13 protein-coding genes, 1 tRNA gene and 1 pseudogene are annotated in these 14,894 nt (G+C 71.6%); 12 read left to right on the top strand and 3 right to left on the bottom strand.

Features of this window, described 5'->3' with window-relative positions; translation table 11 throughout:
* Positions 1-10 precede the first annotated feature (10 nt).
* Positions 11-2,821: a penicillin acylase family protein gene (locus tag ACJ9NR_RS16650; protein ID WP_412488345.1), complete on the top strand. Its 2,811-nt coding sequence runs from the start codon at positions 11-13 to the stop codon at positions 2,819-2,821.
* A 203-nt stretch (positions 2,822-3,024) separates the two neighbouring features.
* Here ACJ9NR_RS16650 and ACJ9NR_RS16645 read toward each other — a convergent pair.
* Positions 3,025-3,633: pseudogene (locus ACJ9NR_RS16645) on the bottom strand (5-formyltetrahydrofolate cyclo-ligase); the annotation flags it as partial.
* A 93-nt stretch (positions 3,634-3,726) separates the two neighbouring features.
* Between ACJ9NR_RS16645 and galU the strand changes: the two are divergent.
* The 7 genes from galU (at position 3,727) to ACJ9NR_RS16610 (ending at position 9,245) form a co-directional block, all read left to right on the top strand.
* Positions 3,727-4,638: a UTP--glucose-1-phosphate uridylyltransferase GalU gene (gene galU / locus ACJ9NR_RS16640; RefSeq protein ID WP_412488344.1), complete on the top strand. Its 912-nt coding sequence runs from the start codon at positions 3,727-3,729 to the stop codon at positions 4,636-4,638.
* Complete coding sequence (gene glp, locus ACJ9NR_RS16635; RefSeq protein WP_412488343.1) at positions 4,635-5,957, top strand: molybdotransferase-like divisome protein Glp; 1,323 nt, start codon at positions 4,635-4,637, stop codon at positions 5,955-5,957. Before galU ends, glp begins: the two co-directional genes overlap by 4 nt.
* An 87-nt stretch (positions 5,958-6,044) precedes the next feature.
* The gene (moaC, locus tag ACJ9NR_RS16630; protein ID WP_412488342.1) at positions 6,045-6,557 is read left to right on the top strand and encodes a cyclic pyranopterin monophosphate synthase MoaC; all 513 of its coding nucleotides are present in this window, start codon (positions 6,045-6,047) and stop codon (positions 6,555-6,557) included.
* Positions 6,554-7,096: a MogA/MoaB family molybdenum cofactor biosynthesis protein gene (locus ACJ9NR_RS16625; protein ID WP_412488341.1), complete on the top strand. Its 543-nt coding sequence runs from the start codon at positions 6,554-6,556 to the stop codon at positions 7,094-7,096. Before moaC ends, ACJ9NR_RS16625 begins: the two co-directional genes overlap by 4 nt.
* A 20-nt stretch (positions 7,097-7,116) precedes the next feature.
* Positions 7,117-7,737, top strand: a complete 621-nt coding sequence (locus tag ACJ9NR_RS16620) for a GNAT family N-acetyltransferase (protein WP_412488340.1) — start codon at positions 7,117-7,119, stop codon at positions 7,735-7,737.
* Between the two features lie 168 nt (positions 7,738-7,905).
* Positions 7,906-9,078: a divisome protein SepX/GlpR gene (sepX, locus tag ACJ9NR_RS16615; RefSeq protein WP_412488339.1), complete on the top strand. Its 1,173-nt coding sequence runs from the start codon at positions 7,906-7,908 to the stop codon at positions 9,076-9,078.
* A 93-nt stretch (positions 9,079-9,171) separates the two neighbouring features.
* A tRNA-Ala gene (locus ACJ9NR_RS16610) sits at positions 9,172-9,245 on the top strand.
* Positions 9,246-9,358: 113 nt separating this feature from the next.
* On the opposite strand, the gene ACJ9NR_RS16605 is transcribed toward ACJ9NR_RS16610, so the two are convergent.
* Positions 9,359-9,835 (bottom strand): GNAT family N-acetyltransferase, encoded by a 477-nt coding sequence (locus tag ACJ9NR_RS16605; RefSeq protein ID WP_412488338.1) that lies wholly within the window; start codon positions 9,833-9,835, stop codon positions 9,359-9,361.
* Positions 9,836-9,903: 68 nt separating this feature from the next.
* Here ACJ9NR_RS16605 and ACJ9NR_RS16600 point away from each other — a divergent pair, with 68 nt between their 5' ends.
* Positions 9,904-10,749, top strand: coding sequence for an exodeoxyribonuclease III (locus ACJ9NR_RS16600; protein ID WP_412488337.1), 846 nt, complete (start codon positions 9,904-9,906; stop codon positions 10,747-10,749).
* Here ACJ9NR_RS16600 and ACJ9NR_RS16595 read toward each other — a convergent pair.
* On the bottom strand, positions 10,746-11,405 hold the full coding sequence (locus tag ACJ9NR_RS16595; RefSeq protein ID WP_412488336.1) for a MerR family transcriptional regulator: 660 nt from the start codon (positions 11,403-11,405) through the stop codon (positions 10,746-10,748). The genes ACJ9NR_RS16600 and ACJ9NR_RS16595 overlap by 4 nt on opposite strands.
* A 127-nt stretch (positions 11,406-11,532) precedes the next feature.
* Here ACJ9NR_RS16595 and ACJ9NR_RS16590 point away from each other — a divergent pair, with 127 nt between their 5' ends.
* The 3 genes from ACJ9NR_RS16590 to ACJ9NR_RS16580 are packed head-to-tail and all read left to right on the top strand — an operon-like array spanning position 11,533 to position 14,887.
* Positions 11,533-13,092, top strand: a complete 1,560-nt coding sequence (locus ACJ9NR_RS16590; RefSeq protein WP_412488335.1) for a flavin-containing monooxygenase — start codon at positions 11,533-11,535, stop codon at positions 13,090-13,092.
* Positions 13,089-14,006, top strand: a complete 918-nt coding sequence (locus tag ACJ9NR_RS16585; protein WP_412488334.1) for an alpha/beta fold hydrolase — start codon at positions 13,089-13,091, stop codon at positions 14,004-14,006. The genes ACJ9NR_RS16590 and ACJ9NR_RS16585 overlap by 4 nt, the downstream gene beginning before the upstream one ends.
* The gene (locus ACJ9NR_RS16580) at positions 14,003-14,887 is read left to right on the top strand and encodes an SDR family oxidoreductase (RefSeq protein ID WP_412488333.1); all 885 of its coding nucleotides are present in this window, start codon (positions 14,003-14,005) and stop codon (positions 14,885-14,887) included. The genes ACJ9NR_RS16585 and ACJ9NR_RS16580 overlap by 4 nt, the downstream gene beginning before the upstream one ends.
* The last annotated feature ends 7 nt before the right edge of the window (positions 14,888-14,894 follow it).

The raw sequence follows: 14,894 nt of genomic DNA, 5'->3' as shown, positions 1-14,894 counted from the left end.
AAGGACAGCGATGCCCCCGAACATCACCGCCACAACGGGTGACAAGCCCGCCAAGTCCGGTAGGAAGAAGGGGCGCAAAGCCCGATTGGTCGTGCTGGTCCTGGTCCTGGCACTGATCGCCGGCATCGCCTACGGGGCATACTGGTCCATCAGCACCGTCCGTGCGTCGTTCCCGCAGACGAAGGGCTCCCTCACACTGCACGGCCTGTCGGGCCCCGTCGACGTCAAGCGCGACGGCTACGGCATCCCGCAGATCTACGCCTCCTCCGACGAGGACCTGTTCATGGCGCAGGGCTACGTCCAGGCGCAGGACCGGTTCTACGAGATGGACGTGCGCCGGCACATGACCTCCGGGCGCCTGTCGGAGATGTTCGGCAAGAGCCAGGTCAAGAACGACGAGTTCCTGCGCACCCTGGGCTGGGACCGCGTGGCCCGGAAGGAGTACGACACCAAGCTGTCGGCCTCCACCAAGAAGTACCTCCGGGCGTACTCGGCGGGCGTCAACGCCTATCTGCAGGGCAAGGACGGCAAGGACATCTCCCTGGAGTACGCGGCGCTGGGCTTCACCAACGACTACAAGCCCGCGAAGTGGACCCCCGTCGACTCGGTCTCCTGGCTGAAGGCGATGGCCTGGGACCTGCGCGGCAACATGCAGGACGAGATCGACCGTGCCCTGATGACCAGCCGCCTGGACGCCAAGCAGATCGCCCAGCTGTACCCGGCCTACCCCTACAGCCGCAACAAGGCGATCGTCCAGGAGGGCCAGTACAGCGAGATCGCCGGGGCGTTCCAGCAGAACGGCTCGTCGTCCACCAGCGGCACTTCCACGAGCGGCACGTCGACGAGCGGCACGTCCGGTACCTCCACCAGCGGCACGACGGGCACGTCCACCGCGTCCACCGCGTCCGCGTCGGGCTCGGCCCTGACCAGCCAGCTGACGAGCCTGTACAAGGTCCTGGACGACGTGCCCACGGCCGTCGGCGTGAACGGCCACGGCATCGGCTCCAACTCCTGGGTGGTGGCCGGGAGCCACACCATCACCGGCCACCCGCTGCTCGCCAACGACCCGCACCTGTCGGCCTCGTTGCCGTCCGTCTGGTACCAGATGGGCCTGCACTGCCGCTCCGTCTCCAGCAAGTGCCCGTACGACGTCACCGGTTACACCTTCGCGGGCATGCCCGGCGTGATCATCGGCCACAACCAGGACATCGCCTGGGGCATGACCAACTCCGGCGTCGACGTCACCGACCTCTACCTGGAGAAGCTCAGCGGCGACGGCTACCTCTACGACGGCGCCACCAAGGCCTTCAAGACCCGCGAGGAGACCATCAAGGTCGCGGGCGGCAAGTCCAAGACGATCGTGGTGCGCCAGACCGCCGACGGGATGCCTCTGCTCTCCGACCGCGACGACGAACTCGTCAAGGTCGGAAAGAAGGCCACCGTGGACACCGCCGCGCCCGACCGCGGCGACGGCTACGGCGTCGCGCTGCGCTGGACCGCGCTCGATCCGGGCACCACCATGGACGCCGTCTTCGCCATGGACAAGGCCTCCGACTGGAGCGAATTCCGTTCGGCGGCCGCCGAGTTCGACGTGCCCTCGCAGAACCTGGTCTACGCCGACAAGGACAACATCGGCTACACGCTGCCCGGAAAGATCCCCACCCGCGGGAAGAAGGACGACGGCTCGATCCCCGCGCCGGGCTGGGACCCCGACTACAAGTGGACCGGGTACATCCCCAGGGACGCGCTGCCGTACGAGTACAACCCGAAGCGCGGGTACATCGTCACCGCCAACCAGGCCGTGATCGACCCGGACAAGTACCCCTACACGCTGACCACGGACTGGGACTACGGCACCCGCAGCCAGCGCATCACCGACCTGATCGAGTCGAAGATCAAGGGCGGCGGCAAGATGTCCACCGACGACATGCGGCAGATCCAGCTGGACAACAGCAGTGAGATCGCCAAGCTGCTCGTGCCCACCCTGCTGAAGATCGACGTCGGCGACAAGGACGTACGGGACGCACAGGATCTGCTCGAGGGCTGGGACTACACCCAGGACGCCGACTCGGCGGCGGCGGCCTACTTCAACGCGGTCTGGCGCAACATCCTCAAGCTCGCCTTCGGCAACAAGCTGCCCAAGGAGCTGCGGGTCAAGGGCCAGTGCCTGTGGGTCGACCCCGTCGACGCCACCGCGCCGGCGGACGACACGCAGAAGGTGCGCGAGTGCGGACTGCGCGACGCCGACCAGGCCCAGCCGGACGGCGGCGACCGCTGGTTCGAGGTGGTCCGCAAGCTCATGAACGACCCGAAGAGCACGTGGTGGACCACGCCCGAGGCGGGCACCCGGCCCGGCGCGAAGGACAACCGCGACGATCTGTTCAAGCGCGCGATGATCGACGCCCGCTGGGAGCTGACCGCCAAGCTCGGCAAGGACATCGACACCTGGAGCTGGGGCCGGCTGCACCGCCTGTTCCTGAAGAACCAGACGCTCGGCACCGACGGCCCGGGCTTCCTGCAGTACATCCTCAACCGCGGCCCCTGGAAGCTCAGCGGCGGCGAGGCGGCGGTCGACGCCACCGGCTGGAACGCGGCCGGCGGCTACGGCGTCGTATGGGTGCCGTCGATGCGCATGGTGGTCAACCTCGGCGACCTCGACAAGTCGAAGTGGATCAACCTCACCGGCGCCTCGGGACACGCCTACAGCGCCCACTACGTCGACCAGACGGGCAAGTGGGCCAAGGGCGAACTGCTCGACTGGAACTTCTCGTCCAAGGCCGTCGACAACAGCACGAGCGACACCCTGGTGCTGAAACCGTGAGCACCTGAGAGCACCTGGAAGCACCCGGAACCGGAACCGGAACCGGAAGCACCTGGAAGAGGAAAAGGCCCTCCCCCGCGCGTGGGAGGGCCTTTTCGTCATACGCCGTATCCGGATACGCCGTCTCCCGATGTGCCACCGCGGAATGCGCTTCCGCGGAATGCGCCTCCGCGGAATGTGCCTCCGCGGGATGCGTCGCCGGGGAAGCGGCGCACCCCCGACGGTGTCACCGCCGCGTGCACCGGCCGGTCATGGGCCTCCACGGGGACGCGTTCGACGACCTCGCGGCCGTACAGCAGCACCACGAGCGCGGGACGCGCGCCCGCCCGGTCCAGACGCGCGAGGACGCGGTCGTACGACCCTCCGCCCCGCCCCAGCCGCATCCCGCGGCCGTCGACCGCCAGTCCCGGCAGCAGCACGACGTCCGCCCCGGTCACGGCGTGCGGGCCGAGGCGTTCCCCGGTGGGCTCGAGAAGGGCCGTCCTTCCGCCGTGCCGGACCCGCGTGAGGGAGCGCTCACCGGTGTACTCGCCCCAGTCGAGGTCGTTGTCCGGGAGCAACGCGGGCAGCAGCACCCGCACACCCCGCGCGCGCAGCGCCTCCAGCAGCGCGAGGGTGCCCGGCTCGCTGCCCACGGAGACGTACGCCGCCACCGTGCGGGCGCGCGCCAGTTCGGGCAGTTCCAGCGCGCGCACGGCCAGCGCGGCCGCGGCCTCCTGGACGTCATCCGCCGTCAATCCGCTCCTCGCCGCGAGGAGCTCTCGCCGCAACATTCGCTTGTCAGGCTCGGCCGGACGTCCGAGGTGACTCATTGGCAGCACCCGTACCCTTTCCAATGCGCTCATATGAGAGCCAATTAACCGGAGCCGCAAATTCCGAGCAAAGGCACCGGATAGGGTGCCGGTATGACCCAGTCGCACCCCAGGATCAGCAAGGCTGTCATTCCCGCAGCAGGCCTCGGCACCCGGTTCCTGCCGGCCACCAAGGCCACTCCCAAGGAGATGCTGCCGGTCGTCGACAAGCCGGCGATCCAGTACGTGGTCGAGGAGGCCGTGTCCGCGGGCCTCGACGACGTCCTCATGATCACGGGCCGCAACAAGCGCCCCCTCGAGGACCACTTCGACCGCAACTACGAGCTCGAGTCCGCCCTCCAGAAGAAGGGCGACGCGGGCCGGCTCGCCAAGGTCCAGGAGTCCAGCGACCTGGCGACCATGCACTACGTGCGGCAGGGCGACCCCAGGGGACTCGGTCACGCGGTGCTGTGCGCGGCCCCGCACGTCGGCCAGGAGCCCTTCGCGGTCCTGCTCGGCGACGACCTGATCGACCCGCGCGACCCGCTGCTGAAGCGGATGGTGGAGGTGCAGGAGCAGCGCGGCGGCAGCGTCGTCGCGCTCATGGAGGTCGCGCCCGAGCAGATCCACCTCTACGGCTGCGCGGCCGCCGACCCCACCGAGGACGGCGACGTCGTGAAGGTGCACGACCTGGTCGAGAAGCCGGCCGCGGCGGACGCGCCCTCCAACTACGCGATCATCGGCCGCTACGTCCTCGATCCCGCCGTCTTCGACATACTGCGCAAGACCGAGCCGGGCCGCGGCGGCGAGATCCAGCTGACCGACGCCCTGCAGCAGCTCTCGCAGGACGAGAAGGCGGGCGGCCCGGTGCACGGCGTCATCTTCAAGGGCCGCCGCTATGACACCGGCGACCGGGGCGACTACCTGCGTGCCATTGTCAGACTCGCGTGCGAACGTGAAGACCTGGGCCCGGACTTCCGGACCTGGCTTCGCAGTTACGTAGCCGAGGAGATGCAGGAACGTTGAGCAGCGCCGCGCCCCGCACCGCCGGCCAGGACCGCCTCTGGTCGGTGGACGAGCACCTGGAGGACATCCTCGCCGCCGTCCGTCCCCTGGAACCCATCGATCTGCAGCTCCTCGACGCGCTGGGCTGCGTCCTGGTCGAGGACGTCACGGTGCCGCTCTCGCTGCCGCCGTTCGACAACAGCTCCATGGACGGGTACGCGGTGCGGGTCGCGGACGTGGCGGGCGTGAGCGAGGAGTTCCCCGCCGTCCTGGACGTCGTCGGCGACGTCGCGGCCGGCGAGGCCGACCTGGTCCGGGTGGGTCCCGGCCAGGCCGCCCGCATCATGACCGGCGCCCCGCTGCCGCCCGGCGCCGAGACCGTCGTCCCCGTGGAGTGGACCGACGGGGGCCTCGGCGAGGGGCCGGCCAGCGGGATGCGCGCCCGCAGCCTGGCCCCCGAGGGCGCCGAGGGCCAGGTGCACGTGTACCGGCAGGCCGAGGCACGCGCGCACGTCCGCGCCAAGGGCAGCGACGTGAAGGCCGGCGACCGCGCCCTGGAGGCCGGCACGGTCCTCGGGCCGCCGCAGATCGCGCTGCTCGCCGCGATCGGCCGCGGCACGGTGCGGGTGCGCCCGCGCCCGCGCGTGGTCGTCGTCTCCACCGGCAGCGAACTCGTCCAGCCCGGCGAGGAGCTGGGCAGCGGCCAGATCTACGACTCCAACAGCTTCGCCCTCACCGCCGCCGCCCGTGACGCAGGCGCCATCGCCTACCGCGTGGGTGCCGTCGCCGACGACGCCGACACCCTCCGCTCCACCATCGAGGACCAGCTGGTGCGCGCCGACCTCATGGTCACCACGGGCGGAGTGAGCGTCGGGGCCTACGACGTCGTCAAGGAGGCCCTGTCGCACGTCGGCGACGAGGACGTGGCGGGCAGCGGCATCGAGTTCCGCAAGCTCGCCATGCAGCCCGGCAAGCCGCAGGGCTTCGGCTCCATCGGCCCCGACCACATCCCGCTGCTGGCCCTGCCGGGCAACCCCGTGTCCTCGTACGTCTCCTTCGAGCTGTTCGTGCGCCCGGCGATCCGCGCCCTCATGGGGCTCGGCGACGTCCACCGGCCCAGGACCCGCGCGACCCTGACCACCGCGAAGGCGCTGACCTCCCCGAAGGGGCGCAGGCAGTTCCTGCGGGGGACGTACGCCGACGGCTCGGTGACCCCGGTCGGCGGCGCCGGATCCCACCTGATCGCGGCCCTGGCGCACGCCGACGCGCTGATCGTGGTCCCCGAGGAGGTGGCGTCCGTCGAACCCGGCGCCGAGGTCGAGGTGGTCCTGCTCGGCTGAGCGCTCCTGGTTGGCGGTACCGTGTCGCGCACAACAGGCCCGCGCGCCGCACCGCGCCGGGGGCCGTGACCGGGAGCGCCGCACAGCATGACTGAGCCTTCCCGGGGGGAGACCCCCGGACCCCCTGCGCAGGACCGACTGACGCACCTCGACGAGGCGGGCGCCGCCCGCATGGTCGACGTGTCCGAGAAGGACGTGACCGCGCGCACCGCCCGCGCGAGCGGACGGGTCCTCGTCTCGCCGCGGGTGATCGAGTTGCTGCGCGGCGAGGGGATGCCCAAGGGCGACGCCCTCGCGACCGCGCGCATCGCGGGCATCATGGGAGCCAAACGCACTCCGGACCTCATTCCGCTGTGCCACCCGTTGTCGGTGTCCGGTGTGAAACTGGATCTGTCGGTCGCGGACGACGCCGTGGAGATCCTGGCCACCGTGCGGACCACGGACCGCACGGGCGTCGAGATGGAGGCGCTCACCGCGGTCTCCGTCGCCGCGCTCACCGTGATCGACATGGTCAAGGCGGTCGACAAGGGGGCGGTCATCACGGACGTGCGGGTGGAGCAGAAGACGGGCGGCAAGTCGGGCGACTGGAGCCGGACATGACACTCAATCCGCCGGCGGGCGGCGCTCTCGCCGCGCCGTACAGCGCCCTCGTCGTCACGGCCTCCAACCGGGCCGCCGCCGGGGTCTACGAGGACAAGGGCGGCCCCGTCATCGTCACGGGCCTCGAAGGCCTCGGATTCGCCGTCGACGGGCCGGAGGTCGTCCCCGACGGCGACCCGGTGGAGGCCGCGCTGCGGGCGGGCGTCGAGGCCGGGTACGACGTGATCGTCACCACGGGCGGCACCGGCGTCTCGCCCACCGACCGTACCCCCGAGGCGACCCGCGCGGTGATCGACCGCGAGGTGCCGGGCATCGCGGAGGCCATCCGGGCGTTCGGGCGTCAGAAGGTCCCGGCCGCGGCGCTCTCCCGGGGGCTGGCCGGGGTGGCGGGCGGCACGCTGATCGTCAATCTGCCGGGTTCCACCGGCGGGGTGCGGGACGGCCTGGCCGTCCTGGAGCACCTGCTGGTGCACGCCGTGGACCAGATCCGCGGCGGCGATCACCCCAGACCCGCGGCCACCGGTGGGGGTGCGAGCTGAACAGCCCATCCTGGCCCGTCGTGCTGGCGGACGGAGACATCGTCCTCCGGCCGATAAAGCTGCGCGACCAGCGGGCCTGGCGCGAGGTCAACCGGCGCAACCGGGAGTGGCTGCGGCCCTGGGAGGCGACGATTCCGCCGCCCACGCCGAGCGGTCCGATCGCGCACCGCCCGACCTTCCGCCAGATGGTCCGCCACCTTCGCTCCGAGGCGAACTCGGGCCGGATGCTGCCGTTCGTCATCGAGTACCAGGGCCGTCTGGTCGGGCAGTTGACGGTCGCGGGAATCACCTGGGGCTCCATGTGTTCCGGGCATATCGGCTACTGGGTGGACGAGGGCGTGGCGGGGCGCGGCGTGATGCCGACGTCCGTGGCGCTGGCCGTGGACCACTGTTTCCGCACCGTCGGACTGCACCGCATCGAGGTCTGCATTCGCCCCGAGAACGGGCCCAGCCGGCGGGTGGTGGAGAAACTCGGATTCCGCGAGGAGGGCCTGCGGCCGCGTTATCTCCACATCGACGGCGCCTGGCGTGACCACCTCGTCTTCGCGCTCACGGCGGAAGAGGTCCCCGACGGGTTGCTCAACCGCTGGCGGCGGGCACGCTCCCAGCAGAATCCCGCGAAGGCCCGGGAAATTGAATAGATGTTCGAAATTGATCGGACGGCGACCGCCTCAAGGCTTTAAATTCACGGCCTCGGTGGCGTGCTGATCGCATCGGTCACAAAAAAAGTTCGAAATATCAGCCAGATCGTGCGACACACCGGCTCAATTGGCAGATGGCCTCACGCAAACCCCTCTACCGTGTGAGGCGTGAGCAGCAGCGGCCTCATCTACGCAGTCATTGTCGGGGCCTGGGCCGCCTACTTGGTGCCGATGTGGCTCCGTAGGCAGGACGAGCTGAACGAAGCCCGTCCGACGGAACGCTTCAGCACCGCCATCCGGCTGCTGTCCGGACGGGCGGGGATGGAGCGCCGGTACGCCAAGGACCTGCGGGCGCGCTCCACCGAGGAGGGGGAGTCCGGCGCCGACGCTCCGGGCGCGGTCACCGACTCGGTGGACGTCCGGGCCTTCGCCATGCCCCCGGCCCGCAAACAGACGCGCGCCGAAGCGCCCGCGCCCCCGTCCACGCCGGCACCGAACCCGACGCCCGCCCCGGCCCCGGCGCGCAAGCGCGTCCCGCCGGCCCGGCGCACGGCCTCGGACGAAGCGGCCGCGGCGCGCGCCCGGCGTTCCAAGGTGCTCGCGCGCCGGCGCCGCACCACCGTGATGCTGTTCGTCGCCTTCACGCTCGGCGCGGTCGTCGCCGCGGTCGGCGGGCTCGCCTTCCTCTGGGCGCCCGGCGTACCCGCCGTGCTGCTCAGCGCCTACATCGCTTACCTGCGCTCGCAGGAGCGGCGGCGGTTCGCCTACCAGATGGACCGGCGCCGCGCCGAGGCCGCGGCCCAGCGGCTGCACGAGCGCGCCCGCCAGCCGCGCCGGCGCCCGGCCGGCGCCGAGGCTGACTCCGGCGAGACCGACGAAGGACCCGAGCAGGAGGCCGACCCCGGGCTGTCCGCGCTGGCCGCCGACCGGCGCGCCCTGGTCGAGCAGACCGACCACGCCGAGTGGGTGGACCAGCAGCGCGAGCGGCAGCGGCGGCCCGGGCACGGCGACAGCTGGGACCCCGTGCCGGTGCCCCTGCCGACCTACGTGACCGCGCCGGTCGCTCCGCGGGCCACCTCCGACGTGGACCTCGGGGCGCCGGACGCGTGGAGTTCCGCGCGGTCGGGCCCGGTCGCCCGGGACCAGGAGGCGCGGCCCGAAGCCGGTGCCGAACGGCAGGCCCCCGCGGAGCCGGCCGCCCCCGCGGAGGAGAGGGCGGACGACGACGGGCGCAGTGACGCCCGCCGGGCGGCTTCCGCACGGCGGGCGCGCGAGCGGGGCCGTACGCCGCTGTTCGACCAGTACGAGGACGGCGACCGGCCGAAGGCCGCCAACGAGTAGACCACCGGTCCGACCTGTACCGCTGCCGCCGGCCCGGCGCGGAACGGATTTCCAGGCACCCGGATCGGGATGCTAGAGTTTCACTCGTTGCAAGGGCCTGTGGCGCAGTCCGGTAGCGCACCTCGTTCGCATCGAGGGGGCCAGGGGTTCAAATCCCCTCAGGTCCACCGCAACAACTGTTCAGGGAGACCTGGAGCAGTTGACGAGATCCCGTCCGATCGGCAGATCGGACGGGATCTTCGCTTTGCTGACACCCGGTCAGGGGCGGCGGCCGCGACCGCTACAGCGGCTTGGCGAAGCAGCGGCTTTCCTCGTGGAAGCGGTAGTAGCCGAACTTCTCGCAGGGCTCGTAGCCGCTGGAGGTGTACAGGGCGATGGCCTCCGGCTGCTTGGTGCCGGTCTCCAGGACCATGCGGACGCGGCCGGCCGCGCGGGCGTCGTCCTCCAGGGCGGCCAGGATGCGCCGGGCGAGGCCGCGGCCGCGCGCCGTCCCGACGACGAACATCCGCTTGAGCTCCGCGTCGCCGTCGAGGTTGCCCTCGCCGTTGGAGTCCCGGGTGCGCCAGCCGCCGGTGGCGACGGGGCTGTCGCCGCCGTCGTAGGCGATGAGGAACACGCCGTTCGGCGGGTCGAAGTCCGCCGGGTCCAGGGGGGTGGCGTCTCCGCCGTCGCCGTAGCGGACGTGGTACTCCGCCTGGACCTCGTCGTTCAGCTTGACGGCGTCGGGGTGGTCGAAGGCGACGCGACGTATCTGCATTCTGCCCACCGTATACCTGTGCGATCCCGGGATCCGGACTGCGTCCGGTGTGCCGGTATCGTTCCCGCGTGCTCACTGTGACCTCCGTCAACGTCAATGGCCTGCGCGCCGCCGCGAAGAAGGGCTTCGTGGAGTGGCTCGCCGCGACCTCCGCCGATGTGCTCTGCCTGCAGGAGGTGCGCGCCGAGCCGCAGCAGCTGCCCGAACACGTGCGCACGCCCGACGGCTGGCACGTGGTGCACGCGCCGGCCGCCGCGAAGGGCCGCGCCGGCGTCTCCCTCTACACCCGCCGCGAGCCCGACCGCATCCAGGTGGGCTTCGCCTCCGCGGAGTTCGACACCAGCGGCCGCTACGTCGAGGTCGACCTGCCGGGTGTCACGGTCGCCTCCCTCTACCTGCCCTCGGGGGAGGTCGGCACCGGGCGCCAGGACGAGAAGGTCCGCTTCATGGGCGAGTTCCTCGCCCATCTGAAGTCCCTGCGCGAGCGCGCCGCCGCCGACGGCCGCGAGGTCGTCGTCTGCGGCGACTGGAACATCGCCCACCAGCGCGCCGACCTCAAGAACTGGCGCGGCAACACCGGGAACTCCGGCTTCCTGCCGGAGGAGCGGGAGTGGCTGAGCCGGGTCTTCGACCCGGCGGACGGCGGCTACGTCGACGTCGTACGGGCGCTGCACCCCGGGGCCGAGGGACCGTACACCTGGTGGTCCTACCGGGGGCGGGCCTTCGACAACGACTCGGGGTGGAGGATCGACTACCACGTCTCGACGCCCGGTCTCGCCGCCAGGGCCGTCAAGGCCTGCGTCGAGCGGGCGGCCACGCACGAGCAGCGGTGGTCGGACCACGCGCCGGTGACCGTGGTGTACGACCTCCAGTACGCCAGCCGTGTTCCTGACCTCACGGGGCAATACACCTAGGCCTGATCCGTCTCCTCGACGCGCTGCTGCAGCCGGCGGTCCAGCGCCAGGGACATCTCCGCCTCCACCACGCTGCGGGCCAGCGGCCGCAGGCGCTGGAGGTCCTTCTCGTCGGTGTGGCGCAGGACCAGGTCGGCGAACATCCGCGCCAGTTCGTCCACGTGCTCCCGGACCCGGGCGCCCGCCGTCAGGACCTCCGCCAGGGGGATGCCCTCGCGGACCAGGGCCGAGGAGACGTCCAGGAGGCGGCGGCTGATGTGGACGATCTCGTCGCCGTCGGTGCCGAGGTAGCCGAGGTCCAGCGCGGCGGCGAGGTTCTCCGGGGTCACCTCGCCCTCGAAGTGCGCGGCGAGCTCCTCGGGGGTGAGGCGGACCGGTTCCTCCTCGGTGGGGGCGATGCCCACCAGGTCGGCGACGTCCCGGCCGTGGTCCAGGGCCTCCGCCAGCTCCGCGATGCCGGTGAGGGTGTGGCCGCGTTCCAGCAGCGCCGCGATGGTGCGCAGGCGGGCCAGGTGATGGTCGTCGTACCAGGCGATACGGCCCTCGCGGCGGGGCGGCGGGATCAGCTTGCGTTCGCGGTAGAACCGCAGGGTGCGCACCGTGATGCCGGCCAGCCCGGCCAGCTCCTCCATGCGGTACTCACGCTTGTCGCCCACGACCGCACCCTATGTCGTACCGCCGGTAACTTTCCCCGCCGACCCCCTACCCATGAGTACGTCCCTGTTCTACTCTCCCCATTGTGCCAGTATTCACTGGCGGAGTCGTGCAGGAAAGGGCATCGGCATGGCCGAACACGAGCATGTGCGGGTGGCGGTGATCGGGTCCGGGTTCGGGGGACTGGGGGCCGCGGTACGGCTGCGGCGCGAAGGGATCACCGACTTCGTCGTGCTGGAACGGGCCGGCAGCGTGGGCGGCACCTGGCGGGACAACAGCTACCCCGGGTGCGCCTGCGACGTGCCCTCCCACCTCTACTCCTTCTCCTTCGCACCCCACCCCGACTGGCCGCGCACCTTCTCCGGGCAGGAGCACATCCGCGCCTACCTGGAGCACGTCACGGACGTCTTCCACCTGCGCCCGCACATCCGCTTCGACTCCGAGGTGAAGCTGATGACCTGGGACGCCGAGCGGCTGCGGTGGGACATCGAGACCAGCGGCGGGCGGCTGTCGGCGGACATCGTCGTCTCCGCCACCGGGCCGCTGTCCGACCCCAAGATCCCCGAGATCCCGGGCCTGGACTCCTTCCCCGGCAAGGTCTTCCACTCGGCCCGCTGGGACCACGACTACGACCTGCGGGGCAAGCGTGTCGCGATGGTGGGCACGGGCGCCTCGGCGATCCAGATCGTGCCCGCCATCCAGCCGGAGGTCGGCCGCCTCACCCTCTTCCAGCGCACCCCGGCCTGGGTCATGCCCCGCGTCGACCGCGCCATCAGCGGCGCCGAGCGGGCCCTGCACCGGGCGCTGCCCTTCACCACGCAGGCCCGGCGCGGACTGCTGTGGGGCATCAGGGAGTTGCAGGTCCAGGCCTTCACCAAGCACCCCGACGAGCTCGGGTTCGTGGAGCGGCTGGCGAAGCGGAACATGGCGCGGGCCGTCAAGGACCCGGCCCTGCGCGCCAAGCTCACCCCCGACTACCGCATCGGCTGCAAGCGGATCCTGCTGAGCAGCACCTACTACCCCGCGCTCGCGCAGCCCAACGTCGACGTCGTGGCCGGCGGGCTGAGCGAGATCCGCGGCTCGACGGTGGTCGGCGCCGACGGCACCGAGGCCGAGGTCGACGCGATCATCTTCGGAACCGGCTTCCACGTCACCGACATGCCGATCGCCGAGCGGGTGGTGGGCGCCGAGGGCAAGACGCTCGCCGAGGCATGGAAGGGCGGGATGCAGGCCCTGCGCGGCGCCTCCGCGGCCGGCTTCCCCAACTGGATGACGATCATCGGGCCCAACACCGGCCTCGGCAACTCGTCGATGATCCTGATGATCGAGTCCCAGCTCAACTACCTGGCGGACTTCGTACGGCAGCTGGACGTCCTCGGCGGCCGCGCCGCCCTGGACGCCCGCCCGAGCGCGGTCTCCGCGTGGAACCACCGGGTGCAGGAGCGCATGCAGCGCACCGTGTGGAACACGGGCGGCTGCACCAGCTGGTACCTCGACGCGAGCGGCCGCAACACCACCATCTGGCCCGGTACGACGACCGAGTTCCGGCGGGCCACGCGGCGCGTTGACCTCGCGGAGTACGAGGTGCTGCGCGCGCCCGCGAGGCCCGCCGGGCACGCGCCCGCGAAGGACGTCCCCGCCGGTCCGGCGACCAGGGCCGCCAAGAAGGCCGCGGAGGTGGAGGCATGAGCCGTCCGGCGCACGTATCGTCCGGCCCGTACGCCCCGCCCGCCCCCGGCCGCGAGCTCACGGTCGTCTCCGCCGACGGCGCCCGGCTCCACGTCGAGGTGCACGGACCCGAGGGCGCCCCCGCCGTCGTCCTGGCCCACGGCTGGACCTGCTCCACCGCGTTCTGGGCGGCCCAGATCCGGGACCTGGCCACCGACCACCGCGTCATCGCCTACGACCAGCGCGGGCACGGACGCAGCCCGGCGAGCCGGATCTGCAGCACGGACGCCCTCGCCGACGACCTCGAAGCCGTGCTCAAGGCCACCCTGGCACCGGGTGAGCGGGTGGTGATCGCCGGCCACTCGATGGGCGGCATGACGGTGATGGCGGCGGCCGAGCGGGCCGTCTTCCGGGAGCACGCGGCGGCCGTCCTGCTGTGCAGCACCGGATCGTCGCGGCTGGTCGCGCAGTCGACGGTCGTACCGATCAGGGCGGGCCGGCTGCGGACCTGGCTGACCAGGCACATCCTCGGCGCGCGGGCACCGCTCGGGCCGGTCACGCCCGTGGCCCGCAGGGTCCTCAAGTACGGGACGATGGGCCCGGGTTCGGCGCCGCACATGGTGGAGGCCTGCGCGCGGATCGTGCACGCCTGCCCGGCCAGGGTGCGGTACGCCTGGTCACAGGTGCTCGGTCTGCTCGATCTCGACCACGCGGTACGGGAGTTGAGGGTGCCCGCGGCCGTCGTCGTCGGGACCGCCGACCGGCTCACCCCACCGGTGCAGGCGCGGGCGCTGGCCGCCGCGCTGCCGAACTGCGTGGGCACCACCGAGCTGCCCGGGCTCGGCCACATGACGCCCGTCGAGGCGCCGGAACTGGTGACCGGCCGGATCCGGGAGCTCGTCGTGACGTACGCAACGATCAAGGAGGGCGCATGAGCAGGGTCGGTCTGGAGGGACAGGTCGCCGTCGTCACCGGCGCGGCGCGCGGGGTCGGGGAGCTGCTCGCCCGCAAGCTGTCCGCGCGCGGCGCCAAGGTCGCGCTGGTCGGGCTGGAGCCGGACGCCCTCAAGCGGGTCTCCGAGCGGCTGCACAGCGAGAGCGATCACTGGCACGCCGACGTGACGGACCACGTGGCGATGGACCGGGTGGCGCGGGAGGTCAAGGAGCGCTTCGGGAAGGTCGACATCGTGGTCGCCAACGCCGGTGTGGCGACCGGCGGTCCCTTCGCCGACTCCGACCCCGAGGCATGGCGGCGGGTGATCGAGGTCAACCTCATCGGCTCGGCGGTGACCGCCCGCGCCTTCCTGCCCGTGCTGGTCGAGAGCCGGGGATATCTGCTGCAGATCGCCTCGCTCGCGGCCATCACGCCGGCGCCCATGATGACCGCCTACTGCGCCTCCAAGTCCGGGGTGGAGGCGTACGCGCACAGTCTGCGGGCCGAGGTCGGGTACCGGGGCGTGCGGGTCGGAGTCGGCTATCTGTCCTGGACCGACACCGACATGGTGCGCGGCGCCGACCAGGAGGAGGTCATGCGCGAGCTGCGGCAGCGGCTGCCGTGGCCGTCGAACAAGACGTATCCGCTGGGCCCGGCGGTCGACCGGATCGTGGCGGGCATCGAGCGCCGCGCGGCGCATGTATACGGGCAGTGGTGGCTGCGCGGGATGCAGGGCGTCCGCGGCTATCTGCCCGGGCTCATCGGGACCGTCGGCCAGCGCGAGATGAAGCGGTTCGCGCCCCGGCTGGCGGGGATGCGGACGGGGCTCGTCGGCGCAGGTGGGGCGGCGGACGAGGAGTCCCGCGCTACGCACCGTAGTTGATCGAAAT

The organism is Streptomyces sediminimaris (assembly GCF_047049295.1).
GTDB classification, from domain to species: domain Bacteria; phylum Actinomycetota; class Actinomycetes; order Streptomycetales; family Streptomycetaceae; genus Streptomyces; species Streptomyces sediminimaris.
Note: the sequence above shows the minus strand (reverse complement) of the source record. Positions and strands in the feature narration are given on the sequence as shown.